15 protein-coding genes and 1 pseudogene are annotated in these 19,063 nt (G+C 67.6%); 11 read left to right on the plus strand and 5 right to left on the minus strand.

Annotation, left to right across the window (positions count from 1 at the left end; genetic code table 11):
* Positions 1 to 55: 55 nt before the first annotated feature.
* The gene (locus J7I84_RS18250; RefSeq protein WP_214945950.1) at positions 56 to 1,141 is read left to right on the plus strand and encodes an inositol-3-phosphate synthase; all 1,086 of its coding nucleotides are present in this window, start codon (positions 56 to 58) and stop codon (positions 1,139 to 1,141) included.
* A gap of 183 nt (positions 1,142 to 1,324) precedes the next feature.
* On the opposite strand, the gene J7I84_RS21935 is transcribed toward J7I84_RS18250, so the two are convergent.
* The 4 genes from J7I84_RS21935 to J7I84_RS18270 form a co-directional block, all read right to left on the minus strand.
* Positions 1,325 to 1,870, minus strand: coding sequence for a hypothetical protein (locus J7I84_RS21935; RefSeq protein ID WP_311381164.1), 546 nt, complete (start codon positions 1,868 to 1,870; stop codon positions 1,325 to 1,327).
* Positions 1,871 to 2,492: 622 nt separating this feature from the next.
* Positions 2,493 to 4,169, minus strand: a complete 1,677-nt coding sequence (locus tag J7I84_RS18260) for a formate--tetrahydrofolate ligase (protein ID WP_214945952.1) — start codon at positions 4,167 to 4,169, stop codon at positions 2,493 to 2,495.
* 113 nt (positions 4,170 to 4,282) lie between these two features.
* A complete protein-coding gene (gene mshA / locus J7I84_RS18265; RefSeq protein WP_214945953.1) occupies positions 4,283 to 5,548 on the minus strand; it encodes a D-inositol-3-phosphate glycosyltransferase in 1,266 nt (421 codons plus the stop codon).
* Positions 5,549 to 5,623: 75 nt separating this feature from the next.
* Positions 5,624 to 7,036 (minus strand): 6-phospho-beta-glucosidase, encoded by a 1,413-nt coding sequence (locus J7I84_RS18270; RefSeq protein WP_214945954.1) that lies wholly within the window; start codon positions 7,034 to 7,036, stop codon positions 5,624 to 5,626.
* 91 nt (positions 7,037 to 7,127) lie between these two features.
* On the opposite strand from J7I84_RS18270, the gene J7I84_RS18275 reads away from it, so the two are divergent.
* The 8 genes and pseudogenes from J7I84_RS18275 (at position 7,128) to tsaD (ending at position 15,105) form a co-directional block, all read left to right on the plus strand.
* Positions 7,128 to 8,219 (plus strand): carbohydrate kinase family protein, encoded by a 1,092-nt coding sequence (locus J7I84_RS18275; RefSeq protein WP_214945955.1) that lies wholly within the window; start codon positions 7,128 to 7,130, stop codon positions 8,217 to 8,219.
* Positions 8,220 to 8,370: 151 nt separating this feature from the next.
* A complete protein-coding gene (locus tag J7I84_RS18280; protein WP_214945956.1) occupies positions 8,371 to 10,725 on the plus strand; it encodes a polysaccharide lyase family protein in 2,355 nt (784 codons plus the stop codon).
* A gap of 51 nt (positions 10,726 to 10,776) precedes the next feature.
* Positions 10,777 to 10,947: pseudogene (locus J7I84_RS18285) on the plus strand (Sec-independent protein translocase subunit TatA); the annotation flags it as partial.
* 64 nt (positions 10,948 to 11,011) lie between these two features.
* Entirely contained in the window at positions 11,012 to 12,250 is a 1,239-nt protein-coding gene (gene alr / locus J7I84_RS18290; protein ID WP_214945958.1) for an alanine racemase, read from the plus strand.
* Positions 12,247 to 12,837: a tRNA (adenosine(37)-N6)-threonylcarbamoyltransferase complex ATPase subunit type 1 TsaE gene (gene tsaE / locus J7I84_RS18295; RefSeq protein ID WP_214945959.1), complete on the plus strand. Its 591-nt coding sequence runs from the start codon at positions 12,247 to 12,249 to the stop codon at positions 12,835 to 12,837. Before alr ends, tsaE begins: the two co-directional genes overlap by 4 nt.
* Positions 12,831 to 13,502 carry a tRNA (adenosine(37)-N6)-threonylcarbamoyltransferase complex dimerization subunit type 1 TsaB gene (tsaB, locus tag J7I84_RS18300; protein WP_214945960.1) on the plus strand — a complete coding sequence of 224 codons (672 nt, stop codon included), beginning with the start codon at positions 12,831 to 12,833 and terminating at the stop codon, positions 13,500 to 13,502. The genes tsaE and tsaB overlap by 7 nt, the downstream gene beginning before the upstream one ends.
* Positions 13,503 to 13,546: 44 nt before the next feature.
* Positions 13,547 to 14,017 carry a ribosomal protein S18-alanine N-acetyltransferase gene (gene rimI, locus J7I84_RS18305; protein WP_214946034.1) on the plus strand — a complete coding sequence of 157 codons (471 nt, stop codon included), beginning with the start codon at positions 13,547 to 13,549 and terminating at the stop codon, positions 14,015 to 14,017.
* Positions 14,014 to 15,105: a tRNA (adenosine(37)-N6)-threonylcarbamoyltransferase complex transferase subunit TsaD gene (tsaD, locus tag J7I84_RS18310; protein ID WP_214945961.1), complete on the plus strand. Its 1,092-nt coding sequence runs from the start codon at positions 14,014 to 14,016 to the stop codon at positions 15,103 to 15,105. The genes rimI and tsaD overlap by 4 nt, the downstream gene beginning before the upstream one ends.
* A gap of 130 nt (positions 15,106 to 15,235) precedes the next feature.
* Here tsaD and J7I84_RS18315 read toward each other — a convergent pair whose 3' ends face one another.
* Entirely contained in the window at positions 15,236 to 16,387 is a 1,152-nt protein-coding gene (locus tag J7I84_RS18315; protein WP_214945962.1) for a glutamate--cysteine ligase, read from the minus strand.
* A gap of 365 nt (positions 16,388 to 16,752) precedes the next feature.
* Here J7I84_RS18315 and J7I84_RS18320 point away from each other — a divergent pair, with 365 nt between their 5' ends.
* Both J7I84_RS18320 and J7I84_RS18325 read left to right on the plus strand, forming a co-directional pair.
* Entirely contained in the window at positions 16,753 to 18,201 is a 1,449-nt protein-coding gene (locus J7I84_RS18320; protein ID WP_214946035.1) for a glycoside hydrolase family 3 N-terminal domain-containing protein, read from the plus strand.
* 43 nt (positions 18,202 to 18,244) lie between these two features.
* The gene (locus J7I84_RS18325; protein ID WP_311381165.1) at positions 18,245 to 19,063 is read left to right on the plus strand and encodes a shikimate 5-dehydrogenase; all 819 of its coding nucleotides are present in this window, start codon (positions 18,245 to 18,247) and stop codon (positions 19,061 to 19,063) included.

The raw sequence follows: 19,063 nt of genomic DNA on the forward strand, positions 1-19,063 counted from the left end.
GTCCGTTCTTCGGAGGCCAACCAGGCCGGCTGACGTTTGTCCCCAAAGGAGTTCTGTGTCTTCACATCCCATCCGTGTTGCAATCGTTGGCGTGGGTAACTGCGCCGCCTCGCTGGTGCAGGGCGTCCACTACTACAAGGACGCCGACCCGGCAGAAACCATCCCGGGCCTGATGCACGTTGAGTTTGGCCAGTACCACGTGGGTGACGTTGAGTTCGTCGCCGCCTTCGATGTTGACGGCAAAAAGGTCGGAGTGGACCTTTCGGACGCCATCCTCGCCAGCGAGAACAACACCATCAAGATCGCCGACGTTCCGCCCACCGGTGTGACCGTTCAGCGCGGCCACACCCTTGACGGCCTCGGCAAGTACTACCTCGAGACCATCGAGCAGTCCACCGAAGAGCCCGTGGACGTTGTCCAGGCCCTGAAGGACGCGGCCGTTGACGTGATGGTCTGCTACCTGCCCGTGGGTTCCCAGCAGGCTGCCGAGTTCTACGCCCAGGCGGCCATCGACGCCGGCGTGGCGTTCGTCAACGCCCTGCCGGTCTTCATTGCCGGGACCAAGGAGTGGGCGGACAAGTTCACCGCCGCGGGCGTTCCGATCGTTGGTGACGACATCAAGAGCCAGATCGGTGCCACCATCACCCACCGCGTGATGGCCAAGCTGTTCGAGGACCGGGGTGTGACCCTGGACCGGACTTACCAGCTCAACGTTGGCGGGAACATGGACTTCAAGAACATGCTGGAGCGTGACCGGCTGGAGTCCAAGAAGATCTCCAAGACCCAGGCTGTGACCTCGAACGTGGAGGCCGAGCTGGCAGCCAAGGACGTGCACATCGGTCCGTCCGACTACGTCCAGTGGCTTGACGACCGCAAGTGGGCCTTCGTGCGCCTGGAAGGCCGGAACTTCGGTGACGCCCCGGTATCCCTGGAGTACAAGCTGGAGGTTTGGGATTCCCCGAACTCCGCAGGCGTGATCATCGATGCCATCCGTGCCGCGAAGATCGGCCTGGACCGTGGCATCGGCGGCCCGCTGGTTTCTGCCTCCAGCTACTTCATGAAGTCCCCGCCGGAGCAGTTCAACGACGACCTCGCCCGCGAAAAGGTCGAAGCCTTCATCCGCGGTGACCTCGAGCGCTAACCCCGTTCCCGGACGCTCCCTCGCCAGTTCACTGGTGGGGGAGCGTCTTTCCTTAACACGCCCGCTCACGTCTGGCATGTTTTTCCTGAACGCCCGCTCACGTCTTGCGTGTTGTTCCTGAACGCCCGCTCACGTCTTGCGTGTTGTTCCTGAACGCCCGCTCACCTGAGGCAGTTTGCCAAGTCATATGTTGGTAAACCCTGAGCTGATTGAGGGATCGACGGTTGAACTCCTCAAAGCCCGCTTGATCTTCTTGATGGCAGGAGCGTAATCGTCCTCCTGGTCGGCTTTGTCAATGATGACAACGGTCCATCCAGCCGCTTCGAACGCCTTGTCCCTGCGCCGGTCGCTCAGTCGCTGTGGCTCCAAAAGGTGATGGCCGCCGTCGTACTGAATTGCAACTCTTCGCCGTCGAAAGCCGAGGTCGGCAGACGGCGGTCGGGCGTCTCCGGGGCGGAGTGCTATCTGCAACTCCGGTTCGGGAAGGCCTGCGTCAAGCATGGCTAGTCGAAGAAACGTCTCTGGCGCAGAGTCAGACCCCACCCGCATCAGGTCCAGCGCCTGCCTGGCACGCACAACACCCTGCAGATTTGGATGACGGGCAACCAGACCGCGTAGTTCCTCAACTGTCGAGTACGCGCCCTCTCTGCCCTCCAGTTCGGGCCGGGGTATGCGGATAAGTCCGTCTCCCACAGCCACCAAATCGGTCAGAGGCAGTTGTCTTGCCATGTCCAACCATGTTCGGGCCTTGGTGCTGACCCAGATCCCGTCAACTAATTCGATCTCGCCCGGCTTCACAATGACCCGGTGGCCACAGATTCCTCTTCTTCGTGCTCCGGGAAGGGCAGTCGGTTTGCTCAGATGCAGCTCGTTGGAGTCGGAGAGCCACGCCGGCAGGAGGAAACTTTGGATTCGAGCGGCGGTGACATGTGAAATCCATGCCCCGGGCGTAGCCTCGGATAAGGCCCGGGCTGCCTCTTCCAGACAGAAATCCCACCCGGCCGGACGGTAAAGTCCCCGGCTGATGTGCGCAACATCTGTACGCCGCAAGCGGCTGCTGTGCAGTCCCGCGCTCCTGGAACTTTCGAGCGTGAAAGGTCTGCTGGCCAAAGGAGCAGGCAGGGGCTGGCGGGATCGCATACTGCATTCTGATACAAACAGTGGGCAGCCGGTCGAAGTTATCCACAGGCGCAAACCAATGCTGTCAAACGTGAGCGGGGGTTACCGGAAAATCAGCGAAATGCGAGCGGGGGTTACCGGAAAATCAGCGAAATGTGAGCGGGGGTTTGGGGAAAAGCGGTAGGAAGTGAGCGGGGGTTTGGGGAAAAGCGGTAGGACGTGAGCGGGGGTGTCAGGTGAGGCCCACGGGGTTGCCGTCGTCGTCCACGTCCATGCGCAGCGCGGCCGGGACGGCGGGGAGGCCCGGCATGGTCATCACAGCACCGGTCAGCGCCACGATGAAGCCGGCACCGGTCTTGGGCAGCAGGTCCCGGACGTGGATGGTGAAGCCCTTGGGTGCGCCCAGGCGCGAGGCATCGTCGGTGAACGAGTATTGTGTCTTGGCCATGCACACGGGCAATGCGCTCCAGCCGTTCCGCTCGATGTCGGCGAGCCGCTTCAGGGCCGGGACGGAGAAGTCCACGCCGTCTGCGCCGTAAATTTCCTGGGCGATGGTCCGGATCTTATCCTCGACCGAGAGCCCCAGTGAATAGAGGTGCCGGAAGCTGTTGGGCCCTGCCACCGCCTCCGCAACCAACGCAGCGAGTTCGTCGCCGCCGTCCCCGCCGCCGCCGCGGCCCCACACATCGGCCACCGCGGCCAGCACACCTTCGGCCGCGCACCAGGTGAGCAGCCAGTCGAGTTCCTCCGGCGTATCGGACGAGAACTTGTTGATGGCCACCACCGGGGTGACGCCGAACTTCTCCACGTTACGGACGTGGCGGCGCAGATTCTCCACGCCGGCTTCCAGAGCGGCCAGGTCCGGCCGCGTCAGCTGGGCCTTGGCCACGCCGCCCTGGATCTTCAGGGCCCGCACGGTGGCCACTACCACCACGGCGGAGGGTGCAAGGCCGCCGATCCGGGCTTTGATGTCCATGAACTTTTCGGCCCCCAGGTCAGCCCCGAAACCGGCTTCCGTCACCACGATGTCCGCCAGCCGCCGGGCGGTCTGGGTGGCAATGAGCGAATTGCAGCCGTGGGCGATGTTTGCGAAGGGACCGCCGTGCACCAAAGCCGGGGTGCCGGCGATCGTTTGCACCAGGTTGGGCTTGACCGCCTCTTTCAGCAGCAGTGTCAACGCACCCTCCACCCCAAGGTCCGCCACACTCACGGGTGCCCGGTCGTAGGTGTAGCCGAACGTGATCCGGCCCAGCCGCGAGCGGAGGTCCGCCAGGTCCGTGGCCAGGCAGAAAACAGCCATGATCTCCGACGCCACGGTAATGTCGAACCCGTCCTGACGCGGGACGCCCTGTGAGGGGCCGCCCAAGCCGATCACCACTTCCCGCAGGGAGCGGTCGTTCATGTCCAGGACGCGCTTGAACGTCATCCGCCGCGGATCGATGTTCAGTGCGTTGCCCTGGTAGATGTGGTTGTCCACCAGTGCCATCAGGGCGTTGTTGGCCGATGTAATCGCGTGGAAGTCGCCGGTGAAGTGCAGGTTGATCTCGTCCATGGGCAGCACCTGCGAATAACCCCCGCCGGTGGCACCGCCCTTCATGCCCAGCACCGGGCCCAGGGACGGTTCCCGCAGCGCGATCATCACCTTGTGGCCGGCGCGGGCCAGCGAATCTGCCAGGCCCACCGTGGTGGTGGACTTGCCCTCACCGGCAGGAGTGGGCGACATGGCCGAGACCAGCACCACCTTGCCGTGGGGAGCGGGTGCCGTAAGCCTGGCCGGATCGATCTTCGCCTTGTACCGCCCGTACTGTTCCAGCGCGTCAGCGTTGACCCCTGCTGCGGCCGCGATGTCCCCGATGGGGCGGATGCGGGCGGCGCGGGCTATTTCGAGATCAGAGGGGAGAGCAGACATCCTTGTCCTTTCCTGCGCGGTCTTTTTCCCTGCACCAGAACCGGTGCCGGAGACCTGCCCCTAAGCTAACAGCACCCAGCTCCAAGAGCACGCAGCACCAGGGAGCGGGACCATCAGGACGCCGGAACCACCGGGGCCAGGCGGCGGCCCGCAAAGGTGTCGACGGCGGCATGGTAGCTCTCCAGCGTGATGGCGGCAGTGCGCTGCCAGCCGGAGTTTTGGGCGCGGATGGCGGCGGCGCGGCCCAAGTCTTCGCGGGTGGCGGGGTCGTCGTAGAGGGCCTCCAGCGCATCGGCCCAGTCGGCAGCGTGGTGGCCGTCCACCAGGAGCCCGGTCCGGCCGTGGAAGATGGCACGGGACAGTCCGCCCACCCGGGTGGCCACCACGGGAGTGCCGCAGGCCTGCGCTTCGAGTGCCACCAGCCCGAAGGATTCGCTGAAGGAAGGCATCACCACGACGTCGGCCGCGCGGAACCAGGATGCAAGCTCAGGTGCCTTCACGGGCGGAAGCTGCGTGACGGCGTCGTCCATTCCTGCTTCCGTCACCAGGCAGCGCAGGTTGAACTCCTTGTTGCCGCTCAATGCGCCCAGGATGGTGACGCGCAGGTCGATGTCCGGGCGGCGTTTCCGCAGCAGCGCCGCGGCCTTGACCAGGACCTGGGGACCTTTGAGCCGCTGGATCCGGCCGGCGAACACCAGGTGGAACGTGTCCGGGCTGACGCCGTGCGCGGCCCGGGACCGTGCCCGGAACGCGGGGGTGAACGTGGCGAGGTCCACGCCGGGCGGCGCGATGTCGATCCGGTCGTAGGTGGCACCGTAATGGGACACCAGTTCGGCGGCCTCCGAGCTGGTGTTGGCGATGAGCCTTGAGGCGCCCTCAACGATGCGGTGCTCGCCCACTTCGCGGCGCAGGGGCTCGGGCTGTTCGCCGGACTCCAGCAGCAGGTTCTTGACCTTGGCCATGGTGTGCATGGTATGCACCAGCGGCACGCCCCACAGCTGTGACAGCTCCAGCCCGGCGATCCCGGACACCCAGTAGTGCGAATGGATGACGTCGTACCGGCCATGCGGCTGGCGGCGGCGGATCTGCTCGATTTCGGCCACCATGGCGTGCAGCAGCCCGGGAAGTTCCTCTTTGGGGATCTTTTTGGGCGGCCCGGCCAGGACGTTGTGCACGCACACGCCGGGGTCGGGATGCTCGACGGCGGGCTGGTCGGCTGAGGTGGCGCGCGTGAAGATCTCCACCTCCACGCCTGCCTCGGCAAGCGCCGAGGCCAGCTCGCGGATGTAGACGTTCATTCCGCCCGCATCACCGGAGCCGGGCTGTTCCATGGGAGAGGTGTGGAGGGAGAGCAAAGCGACCCTGCGGATCAGTGCCACGGGACCTCCTTCCGGCCGCCGGTACGTGTCAGGGGAGCCGGCTCAGGCGCATTCGATAAAACACTACTCCTTCCCCTAACGCTCACCGCCCTTCCACATCTTCCCCAAGGCCGGAAATGCCTGCTCGTAACCGGCCATCAGCTTCGCTGCCAGGTCTGCTGAATCCACGAGCGGGTGCAGGGTGAAAGCCGCCAGGGCGGCCGCACGGTTGCCGGTTGTGGCGGCCTGGACAGTGAGCCGTTCCACCTCCTTGACCCGCCGCAGCAACCCTAACTGCGGTTCCGACGGCGCAAGCTGGGGCAGCGGGACGGCACCGGCGGGGGTGACGGTGCAGGGAAGTTCGACGACGGCGTCCGCGGGCAGGCCGGGAATGGCGGGTTGGAGAGGGGCCGGGTTGGCGCCGCGTGGCGGGGGCGGGTGCGGAGCCGTCAGTGCGTTCCGGGTGTTGAGGACCAGTTGGGTATCGCCGCCGGCGGCCAGGGCCCGCATGGCCGCCAACGCCACCCGTTCATAGCCGCCCCCGGCCAAATCTTCCTCATTCCGGCGCTCGCCGGCGCCCCGGGCCTCGGCCAGGTACCCCTCCTCGCGGGAGCGCCGTACCTCCTCCCACAGCCGGTAGGCCTCCTGTCCTGCAGCGGCCAGCCGCGGATACAGCTCCTGCTGCTGGCTGTGGATGCTCTCCCCGCGGGGGCGTGCCATGGCCTGCATTGCCTGCCGGGCTGCGTCGCGCTGGTAGTAGTAATACAGGTACTCATTGGGAAGCAGGCCCAGCCGGGCAAGGAACGGCTGCGGGAAGAGCCTGCCTTCCTCGAACTGCTGCAGGGCCCCGGCGTCCGCAAGCAGGGCAGGCAGCCTGTCCCGGCCGCCGGACTCCAGCCGGTATAGCCAGCCCAGATGGTTCAGGCCGTAGTAGCCCACGCCGTCGAGCCGTCCCTCCGGCAAGGGCACTCCCGCAGCATGCGCGGCCCGCTGCACCAGCCCTCCCGCGGAATCGCAGATCCCGATGACCCGGTTCCCCAGTACTCGGAGCAACGCCTCGGTGACCATGCCGGCGGGGTTGGTGAAGTTGATCAGCCACGCGTCCGGGCAGCATTCGCGCATCAGGCGGGCAAGGTCCAGCATGTGCGGAATGGTCCGCAACGCAAAGGAGATCCCGCCGGCTCCCGTGGTTTCCTGCCCCAGCAGCCCGAGGTCCTGCGCCACCTTTTCGTCCGCCACCCGCCCCGCGGTGCCGCCGGGCCGGATGGCGGCGAACACCATGGCAGTGCCGGACAGGGCAGCGGAAAGACCGGTGCTGGCGTGGACCGGAAGGCGCGCTCCCTTGCCTGCGGGCATACTCCGCAGCACCGTGGTGACTGCCTCAAGGCGGGCGGGATCGACGTCGTACAGCACCAGCTCGGTGACCAGCCCGGAATAGGGGCCGGACACCAAAGCCCGGTAGATGAGCGGTACGCGGAAACCTCCGCCGCCGGCAATCAGAAGCCGCATGACTGCAGTCTAGGACCAGCCTCTGACAGCCTGTCCATGCCGATTCCAAGGCCCCTACCGGAGCACTGCGGCGCAGCGTATTGTGCCCACTATGGACGCGATGCCAGCCCGCCCCTTCGATCCGCTGGCTGCCGTCCGTTCCCCGGTCGAACCGGGTTTCGATCTCCTGCTGGCCGGCACCGTTTTCCAGGACATCATCTTCACCGGCCTGCCCCACGGGCCCGAGCCCGGCACGGAAATTTGGAGTGACGGCATGGGCAGCTGCCCGGGCGGGGTGGCCAACCAGGCCATTGCTGCTGCCAGGCTGGGCCTGCGCACCGGGCTGGCGGCGGTTTTCGGAGACGACGGGTACGGGGACTTCAACTGGAAGATCCTTTCCGGCCAGGAGCACGTGGACCTCAGCCTCTCCCGCCGCATCCCGGGCTGGCATTCCCCGGTGACGGTGTCCCTCTGCGTGGACCAGGACCGCTCCCTGGTCACCCACGGGCACTCCGCGCCGGTGACCCACTCCGAGCTGATTGGAGAACCGCCCAAGGCGCTCGCCGGCATCGCCGAGGTGGGCGTGGAAATCGAACCGTGGGCGCGGGCCGCCCACGGGGCAGGGGTGCGCCTGTTCGGGGACGTGGGGTGGGATCCGAGCGGGGAGTGGGCGCCGGTGCGGCTCGACAACCTGCAGTACTTTTACGCCTTCCTGCCCAACCAGCGCGAGGCCATGGCGTTCACCGGCAAGGACAATCCGTGGAGTGCGCTCTACGCCCTGGCGGACCGCGTTCCGGTGGCCGTGGTGACCCTGGGGGCGCAGGGGGCCATGGCAGTGGACTCGGAAACCGGGGAGGAGGAGTGGGTCCCCTCGCTTCCGGTCAAGGCACACGACCCCACCGGCGCGGGTGACTGCTTCGACGCGGCGTTCATCGTGGGGACCCTGGCGGGTTGGCCGCTGGGGGACAGGCTGCGGTTTGCCAACCTGTGCGCATCCCTGGCCGTGCAGGAGGTGGGTGGATCCCTGGCAGCGCCAGGCTGGGGGGACATCGCCGACTGGTGGAAGCGCGCCAACGCCCGCCCGGAGCGGCAGATGAGCCAATGGCTGCGGCGCTTTCGGTTCCTGGCGGACATCATCGAGGACGTGCCCCAAGCGGCCCAGCGCCGGGCGGCAGCCACCATCGCGCACCTCTCCGACGCCTGAGGGACGCCGCCGTCCGCGTGGTGTCGTCTTCGACCTGCCCTGCGCCGGACAGGCCTTGACTTCTCTGCGTGCTGCTGGAAATATCGTTTCAAATTGTTGGGAAAACGCTTTCCGAGAAACGGGAAATACCAGCTTAATGAGGAGCTTGAGAATGCAGCCAGACCATGTGCAGCCGGGCCAGCCAGCCGGACTTACCCGACGCAGGGCAGTCCAGGCCTTCGGAGGCGCAGCGCTGGGTGCCGCACTGGCAGGCAGCGTGGGCGGGAACGCCGCCGAAGCCGCTTCGCCGTCGGGACAGGGAATCAAAGTGTTGATCGGCGGCAAGCCCGCAACGGCCGGCAGTTACGATTTCCCGGCCCAGGTGCCGGAACTTGTCCTGGACAATGGGCTGGTGCGCGCCACGTTCAGCAGGGACGACGTCGGGGTCCCCACCGGCTGGCAGGACGTCTCCATCACCGCCACGTCGATTGTCGTGGGCGGGACGGAGTTGGCGCACAACCTGAACGGCGTGGATCCGCGCGACCCCGACCGGCAGCACTCCTTCTATGTTGACGCGTCCGGGGGCAAGACCCGCCTGGTCTGCTCCCGGATCGATGTTCTGCGGGCGGAACCCGGGCTGGTGGAGGTCGCGTTCATCGACACCACGAGCACCCCGCTGCGGCACGAGCATCATCTGGTGATGCGTGCCGGGCGCCGCGGCATCTATGGCTACAACATCATGACGGCCGTGACCGACACCGCAATCGGCGAGGTGCGCATGAATACCCGCTGGGACCGGAGCCTGCTTGACCATGCCTACAACTGGGAACGCGGGGCCGGGCAGCAGCCCACCTACGCCTACCTCGCCACGCAGCAGAGCCTGCAGGACGAGACATGGCGGGTGGACGGGGTCAACAACCCCAACCTGCCCAGCCCGGGCAGCAACTCCGGCAACGTGCCGGCCGGCTCCGTCTACAGCAAGTACGACTGGAGCCTCTACCACCATGAGAACCCGATGTTCGGGCACTTCGGAAACGGATTCGGAGCCTGGTTCACGCCCCTCGGCGGCGTCTCCGATGACACCCTGTGCGGGTTCTATGGCGCAGGGCCCCAGCATCAGGACCTCGCGATTCATCAGGACGCGCTGATCCTCAACTACTTCTCCCGGAACCATTACGGCGAGCCCAGCTATCCGATCCAGGCAGGCTACCGGCGGCTGTATGGGCCATGGCTGACATTCTTCACCGTGGGCGATGCCACGAACCCTGACTCGATGATCGCCCAGGCGGCGCGTACCGCCCAGGCCGAAATCAGTGAACACCGGGAGGGCGCCCCATGGGTGGCAGACGCCCTCTACCCGTCCCCAGCCGAGCGCACCACCGTCACCGGCAAGGTGCGGCTCACGGACGGGCGCCCGGCCAAGGACTTCCACGTCATCCTTTCCACGCAGGACAGCGACAGCGTTTTCCCTATCGCGGAGCCGACGTACTTTGTGAAGACCGACGCCGACGGCCGCTTCGAGCTCCCCGGGATCCCGCAGGCCTGGCGTCCCGGCAGCACGGCCCCCGGATCCTACGTCCTGTACATCCAGCCGGCTGACGGGTCGGTCACGGACCTCTACCGCCGGCCCGGGGTAGTCGTTCAAGGGCGGCGGCAGGACCTCGGCGAAATCACCTGGAACCCCACCACGCACGGAACCTTCCTCTGGCAGATCGGCCGCTCGGACCGGACCGCGGGGGAGTACGCGCTGGCCTCGCAATCGCCAGTGACCGCCAAGCCGCGGGGCTACGAAAAGCCGTCCATGATCCCGGCGGACCTCACCTTTACGATTGGTGAGAGCTGGGAACCCACCGACTGGTACTACGCGCAGACCAACAGAGGCACATGGACCGTCCGCTTCCATCTCGATCGGGCATTCCAAGGAACCGCCTTCCTTACCGTTGCCACCGCCATGCAGCAGGGCGGCGCCCCCACGGTTGCCGTCAACGGCAACAGCTCGGCGATTAGCGGCAATCTGCCCGGCAACAATGACTCCACCATCGCCCGGCAGGCCGACCGCAGCGGCTATCCCCGCACCGCGGTGCTGTCCTTTCCCGGCGACCTGCTTGTGGCTGGCGAGAACCAGATCGCCTTCGCCCATGGCTCCCCGGCACCGGCGGGGAAGGGGCCCGGGTGGGACACGCTGGTCCTCGAAGTCGACGAGGGGGTACAGCCAACCCCGGCCAGGCTCACGGCATCCCTGGTCAAGACCTTCTCGGGCGCCGGCACCACCACCTGGGAGCTGACCGTCGGCAACGAGGGCGCGGGGACAGCGCGTGATGTGCGGATCCAGGGCATCACGACGCCATCAGGAAAGCCGGCCCAGGTCATTGGACGCGACCCCGGCAAATTCGCTGTCCCCATCGCCGCCGTCCTGCCGGCCACCGCCAGCACGGTCACCCACATCACCGTGGCGGGCGGCCAGCCGGTCACCGTCTCGCTGACGGCAGACGGTGGACGCACTGCCGCCACCACAAGCGGCAGCTAACGCAAACCCCGCGCCCGGCCCCCAAGCCGGCCGCCAAGGAAAGGACTTCATATGGGACGACTCTTTGATGGCCCGTGGCCCATGGCCATCATCATCGTTGTGGCGCTCTTGCTGTTCGCAGCGCCGAAATTGCCGGCCATGGCGCGATCCCTTGGCCAGTCCATGCGGATCTTCCGCTCCGAAGTGAGGGAAATGAGGAGCGATGGAAGCGGCGAGCCATCGTCCCCGAACCCGGACGGGCCGCGTTGATTCTTCGGCACGAAGTGCCCGCACTAGAATCAGTTAGGTGACCTACCCCGCAACAACCGGTGAATTCAGCGCTGCCTCCGGGCCGGACCCCCGCCATGAGCGGTCCGCCGTGATCGACCTGGAGGCCATCCGGCACAACGTCCGCCGGCTTGCCGCCGCTGCGTCTCCCGCGAAAGTCATGGCCGTCGTCAAAGCCGATGCATACGGGCACGGCGCCGTTCCCGTGGCCCGCGCAGCCCTGCAGGCGGGCGCGTCCTGGCTCGGCGTCGCCCACATTTCCGAGGCCCTCGGACTGCGTGCGGCCGGCATCGACGCGCCCCTTCTGGCCTGGCTGCACACCACGGACAGCAACTTTGGCGCCGCCGTGGCCGCCGGCGTCGACATTGGCTGCTCCGGCTGGGAGCTGGAACGCATCGTGGCCGCGGCCCGCGAACAGGAACGTCCCGCACGGATACACCTCAAGGTGGACACCGGGCTGGGCCGCAACGGCGCAACCCCTGAGGCGTGGGACCGGCTGGTAGGGGAGGCGGTGGAATACCAGGACCAGGGACTGCTCCGGGTGGTGGGCATCTTCTCCCACCTGGCCGTGGCTGATGAGCCGGAACGGCCTGAAACGGATGAGCAGGTGGCCGCTTTCCGGGAAGCCCTGGCCATCGCCGAGGACGCGGGCGTGGATCCAGAGGTCCGGCACCTTGCCAACACCCCCGCCACCCTTTCCCGGCCGGACACCCACTTTGACATGGTCCGCGTGGGCCTGGGCATCTACGGTCTTTCGCCGTTCGACGGGCAGACATCCGCAGAGCTCGGCCTTCGCCCGGCCATGACGTTGCGCACCCTGGTGTCGCAATGCAAGGAGGTACCCAAGGGGCAGGGCGTCTCCTACGGGCTGCATTACCGCACCAAAGCAGCGAGCACCCTGGCCCTGATACCGCTGGGCTATGCCGACGGCGTCCCGCGCGTGGCCACCGGCGGCCCTGTCCGGGTGGCCGGGAAGACCTACCCCGTGGTGGGGCGGATCGCCATGGACCAGATGGTCATTGACCTCGGGCCGGAGGCTTCGGGCGCCCGGCTGCAGGGCGCCGAAGCGGAACTGTTCGGGGACGGCGCCGACGGCGGGCCCACCGTGGACGACTGGGCACGAGCGGCCGGGACCATCAACTATGAAGTGGTGACCAGGATCAGCCCGCGTGTACCCCGCCGCTTCATCCATGAAGATGAGTCGGCGGACAACATCCAGGGTTTGATGGGCGTGCCCGGCAAGGCGGGGACCGCGTGAGCGCGCCGGAACAGGCCAGCGCAAACTGGGAAAAGACGCTGACGGCGACGACGGCGGAACAGACGCACGCCCTTGGCGCACGCCTGGCGGAGGTGCTGCAGGCAGGGGACCTGCTGGTGCTGTCCGGTGAGCTGGGTGCCGGGAAAACCACCTTCACGCAGGGTCTGGGCGAAGGCCTGGGCGTGCGCCCGGGCGTCATCTCGCCCACGTTCGTCCTGGTCCGGATCCATCCCAACCTGCCGGGCGGCCCGCGTCCGGGCGGCCCGGACCTGGTGCATGTGGACGCCTATCGGCTGGGTTCGGCCGCGGAGATCGACGATATCGACCTTGAAAACACCATGGATTCATCGGTGACCGTCGTGGAGTGGGGCCATGAGCGCGTGGAGCACCTGAGCGACAGCCGGCTGGAGATCGACCTGCACCGTGCCATCGGGCTTGGTGCGGGGGGAGTGGCCGGAACCTCCGGGACCCTGGACTTCGACGGCGGGGACACCGACGAGCCGCGCACCATCGTCATGCGCGGGTACGGGCCCCGGTGGGCAGCCGTTCCCGAACTGGCGGGCCCGGCCGGAGGAGTGGCATGCTGATCCTCGCCATCGACACCTCTGCCGTGGCAAGCGCAGCACTGGTCACCGACGACGCCCCGGAAAGTGTGCTGGCCAGCTTCGCCACCGAGGACACCCGCAGCCACGCCGAGGTGCTTGCCCCGGGAATCGACGCCATGCTGTCGTCGGCGGGAGTAAGCGGGAAGGACGTGGACGCAGTGGTGGTGGGCGTTGGCCCCGGCCCGTTCACCGGGCTCCGCTCCGGCATCGCCACCGCCCGCACCCTGGCATTCGTTTGGGGCAAGCCGCTGCACGGGTTGATGAGCCTGGACGCGATGGCACTGGAAGTTGCCGAGTCAACCGCCGGCGTTTCCGGGTTCCTGGTGGTGACGGATGCCCGCCGCAAGGAGGTCTACTGGGCCCGGTACAGCCTGGACGACGGCCAACTGCCCGTACTGGAGGACGGCCCGCACGTAACTTTCGCGTCAGAGCTCCCCGACCTGCCTGCCTTCGGCGCCGGCGCGGGACTCTACGCTGACATACTCCAGGCCCACCCGGAGTTCACGGGGGAGCAGCCTGACGCCCTGTACCTTGGCCAGTTCGCCCTGGCACGGCTGGCGACCGGACATACCCTGCTGGACTCCACCCCCCTGTACCTGCGCGAATCCGACGCCCAGGTTCCCGGACCACGGAAGCGGGCCTTGTGAAAACCTTCCCGGACCCCCGGCTGGCCGAAGTCACCGTCCGCGACATGACGCTCGACGATGTGCCGGCCGTCGGCGTGCTGGAACACCAGCTCTTCCCCATTGATGCGTGGCCCGTGCAGATGTTCCTGGATGAGCTTTCCCAACCGGAGACGCGCCGCTACCTGGTGGCGGAAACCAGCGACGGCATCGTGGGCTACGCCGGCCTGATGTGCATCGAGCCCATCGCGGACGTCCAGACCATCGCCGTCGTCCCTGCATATGAGGGGCGGGGCATCGGCAGCACCCTGCTCACGCAGCTGATCGAAGAAGCCCGGCGCCGCTGGGCAACGGAGGTCCTCCTGGAAGTCCGGGCTGACAATCCCCGGGCGCAACAGCTCTATGTGCGGTTTGGCTTTGAACAGATCCACGTCCGTGCCCGCTATTACCGCGACGGCGTGGACGCGCTCATCATGCGGCTCCAGCTGGCCGCACCGGAAACTGAAGGACACGAAGCAACGGAGGCAGGCCAGGCATGAACCGTACGCAGCCCCTGGTACTGGGCATCGAATCGTCCTGCGACGAAACCGGCGTGGGAATCGTCCGCGGCACCAGCCTCCTGACCAACACCGTCTCTTCCTCCATGGACGAGCACGTCCGCTTCGGCGGCGTCATCCCCGAGATCGCTTCGCGCGCCCATCTGGACGCCTTCGTCCCCACCCTTGAGCAGGCCTTGGCGGACGCCGGCGTGACCCTGGCTGAGGTGGACGCCATCGCCGTCACCTCCGGTCCCGGGCTGGCCGGTGCGCTGATGGTGGGCGTCTGCGCTGCCAAGGCGCTCGCCGTCGCCACCGGCAAGCCGCTCTACGCGATCAACCACCTGGTGGCGCATGTGGGCGTGGGACTCCTGGACGACCGTGCCGACGGCCGCAAGCAGGAGCTGCCGGAGAACCTGGGTGCCCTGCTGGTGTCCGGCGGCCACACCGAAATCCTGCGGATCAACAGCATCACCAGCGACGTGCAGCTCCTGGGGTCCACCATCGACGACGCCGCGGGCGAGGCCTACGACAAGGTGGCCCGCATCCTGGGGCTGGGCTACCCCGGCGGACCGGCCATCGACAAGATGGCCCGCACCGGCAACCCCAAAGCGATCCGCTTCCCCCGCGGCCTCACCCAGCCCAAGTACATGGGCACCGCCGACGAACCCGGACCGCACCGGTACGACTGGTCCTTCAGCGGGCTCAAGACGGCGGTGGCCCGATGCGTGGAGCAGTTCGAGGCCCGTGGGGAAGAGATCCCAGTGGCGGACATCGCGGCAGCTTTCCAGGAAGCGGTGGTGGACGTAATTTCGTCCAAGGCGGTCCTGGCCTGCCGCGAGCACGGCATCAAGGACGTCCTGCTGGGCGGCGGAGTGGCAGCCAACTCACGCCTGCGGGAACTGACCGGGCAGCGCTGCGCCTCCGCCGGGATCCGGCTGCACGTCCCGCCGCTGGACCTGTGCACGGACAATGGCGCCATGGTGGCCGCGCTCGGCGCCCAGCTGGTGATGGCCGGTGCTGAGCCCAGCGGAATCGGCTTCGCCCCGGATTCGTCGATGCCCGTCACCTCGGTGTCCCTCCCGTCCTGACGGCAGTGCTCCGGCCTGACGGCAGTGGGCCCGGCGAGCCGTCGCGGGGCACTTTGGGGGCGTCGCCGTCGTACATCACGACGGCGGCCGGCGTGTCCGTGTCGAAGTGCCCCGTTTTGGGGACGGGGAGTCAGGCGGTAGGGCCGTTGCGCATCTGCTTGACCAAGTCCAGCACCACGGCCTGCAGGTTTCCGCCGTTGTCCGCCGCCACGCGCCGCTGGCGCTGGTAGCCGGCGCCGCGGCGGATGATCTTCTCCACGTCGGCGAGCTCGTCGGAACAGCGCAGCTTGGCGGCGACGGGTTCCAGCCGGTTCAGCGTCTCCAGCAGGTGCTCGGTGACCAGCTGCTCGCGGCCTGCGGCGTCGAGGATAATGATGGCGTCCAGGCCGTACCGGGCGGCGCGCCACTTATTCTCCTGCACGTGCCACGGCGGCATGGTGGGGATGGTGCCGCCGTTGTCCAGGGTGGTGGAGAACTCGTCCACCAGGCACTGGGTGAGGGCCGCAATGGCCCCCACTTCCTCGAGCGTGGCCAGACCGTCGCAGATGCGCATTTCGATGGTTCCCAGGGCGGGCACGGGCCGGATGTCCCATCGGATCTCCGAGATGGTGTCGATGACACCCGTGGTGGACATGTCCTGGACGTAGGATTCGTACTCCGCCCAGGACTGGAACTGGAACGGCAGGCCCGCGGTGGGAAGCTGCTGGAACATCAGGGCCCGCTGGGAGGCGTAGCCGGTGTCCTCGCCACCCCAGAACGGGCTGGAGGCGGAGAGCGCCTGGAAGTGCGGGAAGTAATTGACCAGGCCGTCCAGGACGGGGAGCGCCTTGTCCCGGCGGTCCAGCCCCACATGGACATGGACCCCGTAAATGACCATTTGCCGGCCCCACCACTGGGTCCGGTCAATGAGCTTGGCGTACCGCGCCTTGTCCGTCACCGGCTGCAGTTGGGGCGGGCTGAACGGGTGGCTGCCGGCGCAGAACAGCTCCACGCCCATGGGGTCGGTGATTTCGCGGACGGCGGCGACGGACCGGCTGAGGTCCTCTTTGGCCTCGGCTGCCGTTTCGCAGATCCCGGTGACCAGTTCCACCGTGTTCAGCAGCAATTCCTGCTTAATGTGCGGGTGTTCGTCGTCTTCGTTGAGTTCCGGGTGGCGGGACGCCACGCCGCGGAGCACCTGGTTGGCCACGGAAGCGAGCTCGCCCGTCTTCCCGTCCACCAAGGCAAGCTCCCACTCAACACCGAGGGTTGATTGCCTCGATGACGCGAAGTCGATCTTCACACGTTTCCTTACTGTCCGGTTTGCCGCTGGCTGATGCCGCTCACAGGCTGCTGCCGGCAGGCGAACGGGTCTTTCAAGTCTAGTGCAGGGGTAGCATCGTAATAATGGCTTCGTTCCCCCTGCGTCACAGTCCTGCCAAATCCTTCCCCCTCCTCCTGGCCCTGTCCGCAATGGCCCTTGCCTCCTGTTCGCCCTCCCCAAGCCCGGAACCGCCGTCGTCCTCCGCCGGAGAGACCCCTTCGGCGTCGGCAAGCACGACGACGGCGCCTCCGGCCGCTTCCGCCTCACCTGACGCCGGCTCCCGGCCCTTGGGGTGGGGACCGGAGCAGCGGGACCAGGACGCCGCTGTGGCGGCCGTGGCGGCCATGACGCCGGAGCAGAAGGCAGGGCAGATCCTGCTTCCGTTTTTCCAGGGCAACCAGGTGGAGGCCCAAGCCGCCCTCATCCAGCGCCTGCACCTGGCCGGGTCCATCATCATGGGCGACAACGTGCCGCGCGACCCCCAGGGGAACGTGGACATCGCCGCCATGGGCGCGGTGACCCAGCGGCTGCAGCAGGCTGTTGCCGCCGACGGCCGGCGCTGGCCGGGAATCATGAGCGTTGACCAGGAGGGCGGCGCGGTGGCGCGGCTGGGGCCGCCCCTCACCGAATGGCCCACGCCCATGAGCTACGGCGCGGCCGGCAACCAGGCACTGACCCGCCAGGCGGGCAAGGCGCTGGCCCGCGAGCTGGTGCCACTGGGCTTCGACCTCGACTTCGCGCCGGACACGGACGTGACTGTCGGGCCCACGGACCCCACCATAGGTGCGCGTTCCATGTCGGCCGATCCTGCCGCGGCGGCAGCCCAGGGGACCGCATTCGCCCAAGGCATGCTGGACGCCGGCGTGCTCCCCACCGTCAAGCACTTTCCAGGCCACGGCTCGGTGACCGCGGACTCCCACCTGAGCCTCCCCGTCCAGCCGGCCGGCATCGACGCGCTCCAGGGGCGGGACTGGAAACCCTTCCAGGCCGCGATCGCCGCCGGGCTCCCAATTGTCATGACCGGGCACATCGCCGTGCCCGCGCTGGAACCCGGTGTACCGGCGTCGCTCTCTGCCCCGAGCTACACGGCGCTGAGGGGCCTGGGCTTCAAGGGTGTGGCGGTGACCGACGCCCTCAACATGGGTGCCGTGGACAAGCAGTACCCCTCAGGAGCCGCTGCGGTGAAGGCACTGGCCGCCGGCGCAGACCTGCTGCTGATGCCCGCCGACGTGGAACAGGCGCACGCCGCCATCGTCCAGGCCGTGGCCGCCGGGACCCTTCCCCCCGCACGGCTGGATGAGGCGGCGCAACGGGTGGCCACCATGATGATCTGGCACGCGCGGAGCACCCCGCCTGCCGGAACCGCCGGCGCAGGTGCCCCGGCCGGAAGCGGGGCAGCACTGTCAGCCCAGGCCTCGGCGTCCGCCATTACGGTTGTTTCCGGGCCCTGCAGCGGACCGCTGGTGCCCGGTTCCGTGCGTGTGGCCGGCGGCGGACCGGGGGACCGGGAGCGCTTCGAAGCCGCCGCCGCGCGCGCCGGGATAGCAGTGGGATCGGGGCCGCTGGTCACCCTCATCGGGTTCGGCGGAAAACCGGCCGGCGGGGACATTGCCGTGTCCCTCGACGCCCCCTGGCCGCTCCAGGATTCAACCGCGCCGGTTAAGCTCGCGCTCTACGGCCGCACCAACACGGCCTTCGACGCGCTCGCCGCGGTGCTGGCAGGGAAGGCGCCGGCTCCGGGGAAGCTGCCGGCCGCCGTCGGACCTTTTCCTGCAGGTACCGGCTGCCCCTGATCCCTTGGACCCCCGCGCGGGCAGGAACGCGTTTAATGGTCAGGTGCCCATTCTGAATAAAGACATGACCCTCTGCATCTCGCTCTCGGCCCGTCCCAGCAACAACGGGACCCGGTTCCACAACCACCTCTACGGGCAGCTGGACCTGAACTGGATCTACAAAGCCTTCGCGCCCACCAACCTTGAACAGGCCATCGCCGGCGTCCGCGGGCTGGGCATCCGTGGCTGCGCCATCTCCATGCCGTACAAGGAGGACGTCATCGCGCTGGTGGACGAGATGGACCCCTCCGCCAAGGCCATCGACTCGGTGAACACCATCGTGAACACAGACGGCCACCTCAAGGCGTACAACACCGACTACACCGCGATCGAACAGCTCATCGCCACCAACTCGGTCCCCACTGAGTACTCCGTCCTGGTGCAGGGCGCCGGCGGCATGGCCAAGGCCACGGTCGCAGCCCTCCGGGACGCCGGGTTTTCCCACGTCACGGTCATCGCCAGGAACGAGGCTGCCGGGCGGGCGCTCGCGGACCAGTATGGCTTTCAGTGGCGTGCAACGCTCGACGGCGGGACGGCTGACCTGATTATCAACGTCACCCCCATCGGCATGGCCGGAGGTGCGGAAGCGGACGCCCTGTCCTTCCCCGCCGAGGCCATCGACGCGGCGCGCCTGGTTTTCGACGTGGTGGCGCTGCCCGCCGAGACACCGCTGATCCGCGCCGCCCGGGCGGCAGGCAAACCCGTCATCACGGGGGCGGAGGTTGCCACCATCCAGGCGCTCGAGCAGTTCGTGCTGTACACGGGGGTCCGGCCCACCGCGGAGCAGGTGCGGGCGGCCGAGGAGTTCATGCGCGCGCAGTAG

The sequence above is a fragment of the Arthrobacter sp. ISL-85 genome, assembly GCF_018613675.1.
Taxonomy (GTDB): Bacteria; Actinomycetota; Actinomycetes; order Actinomycetales; family Micrococcaceae; genus Arthrobacter.

Coding starts and splice junctions, on each gene's coding strand:
- J7I84_RS21935 (WP_311381164.1), bottom strand. CDS start 1,870: ATGGCAAGACAACTGCCTCTGACCGATTTGGTGGCTGTGGGAGACGGA.
- J7I84_RS18260 (WP_214945952.1), bottom strand. CDS start 4,169: ATGTCTGCTCTCCCCTCTGATCTCGAAATAGCCCGCGCCGCCCGCATC.
- J7I84_RS18270 (WP_214945954.1), bottom strand. CDS start 7,036: ATGCGGCTTCTGATTGCCGGCGGCGGAGGTTTCCGCGTACCGCTCATC.
- J7I84_RS18275 (WP_214945955.1), top strand. CDS start 7,128: ATGGACGCGATGCCAGCCCGCCCCTTCGATCCGCTGGCTGCCGTCCGT.
- J7I84_RS18280 (WP_214945956.1), top strand. CDS start 8,371: ATGCAGCCAGACCATGTGCAGCCGGGCCAGCCAGCCGGACTTACCCGA.
- tsaB (WP_214945960.1), top strand. CDS start 12,831: ATGCTGATCCTCGCCATCGACACCTCTGCCGTGGCAAGCGCAGCACTG.
- rimI (WP_214946034.1), top strand. CDS start 13,547: ATGACGCTCGACGATGTGCCGGCCGTCGGCGTGCTGGAACACCAGCTC.
- tsaD (WP_214945961.1), top strand. CDS start 14,014: ATGAACCGTACGCAGCCCCTGGTACTGGGCATCGAATCGTCCTGCGAC.
- J7I84_RS18320 (WP_214946035.1), top strand. CDS start 16,753: ATGACGCCGGAGCAGAAGGCAGGGCAGATCCTGCTTCCGTTTTTCCAG.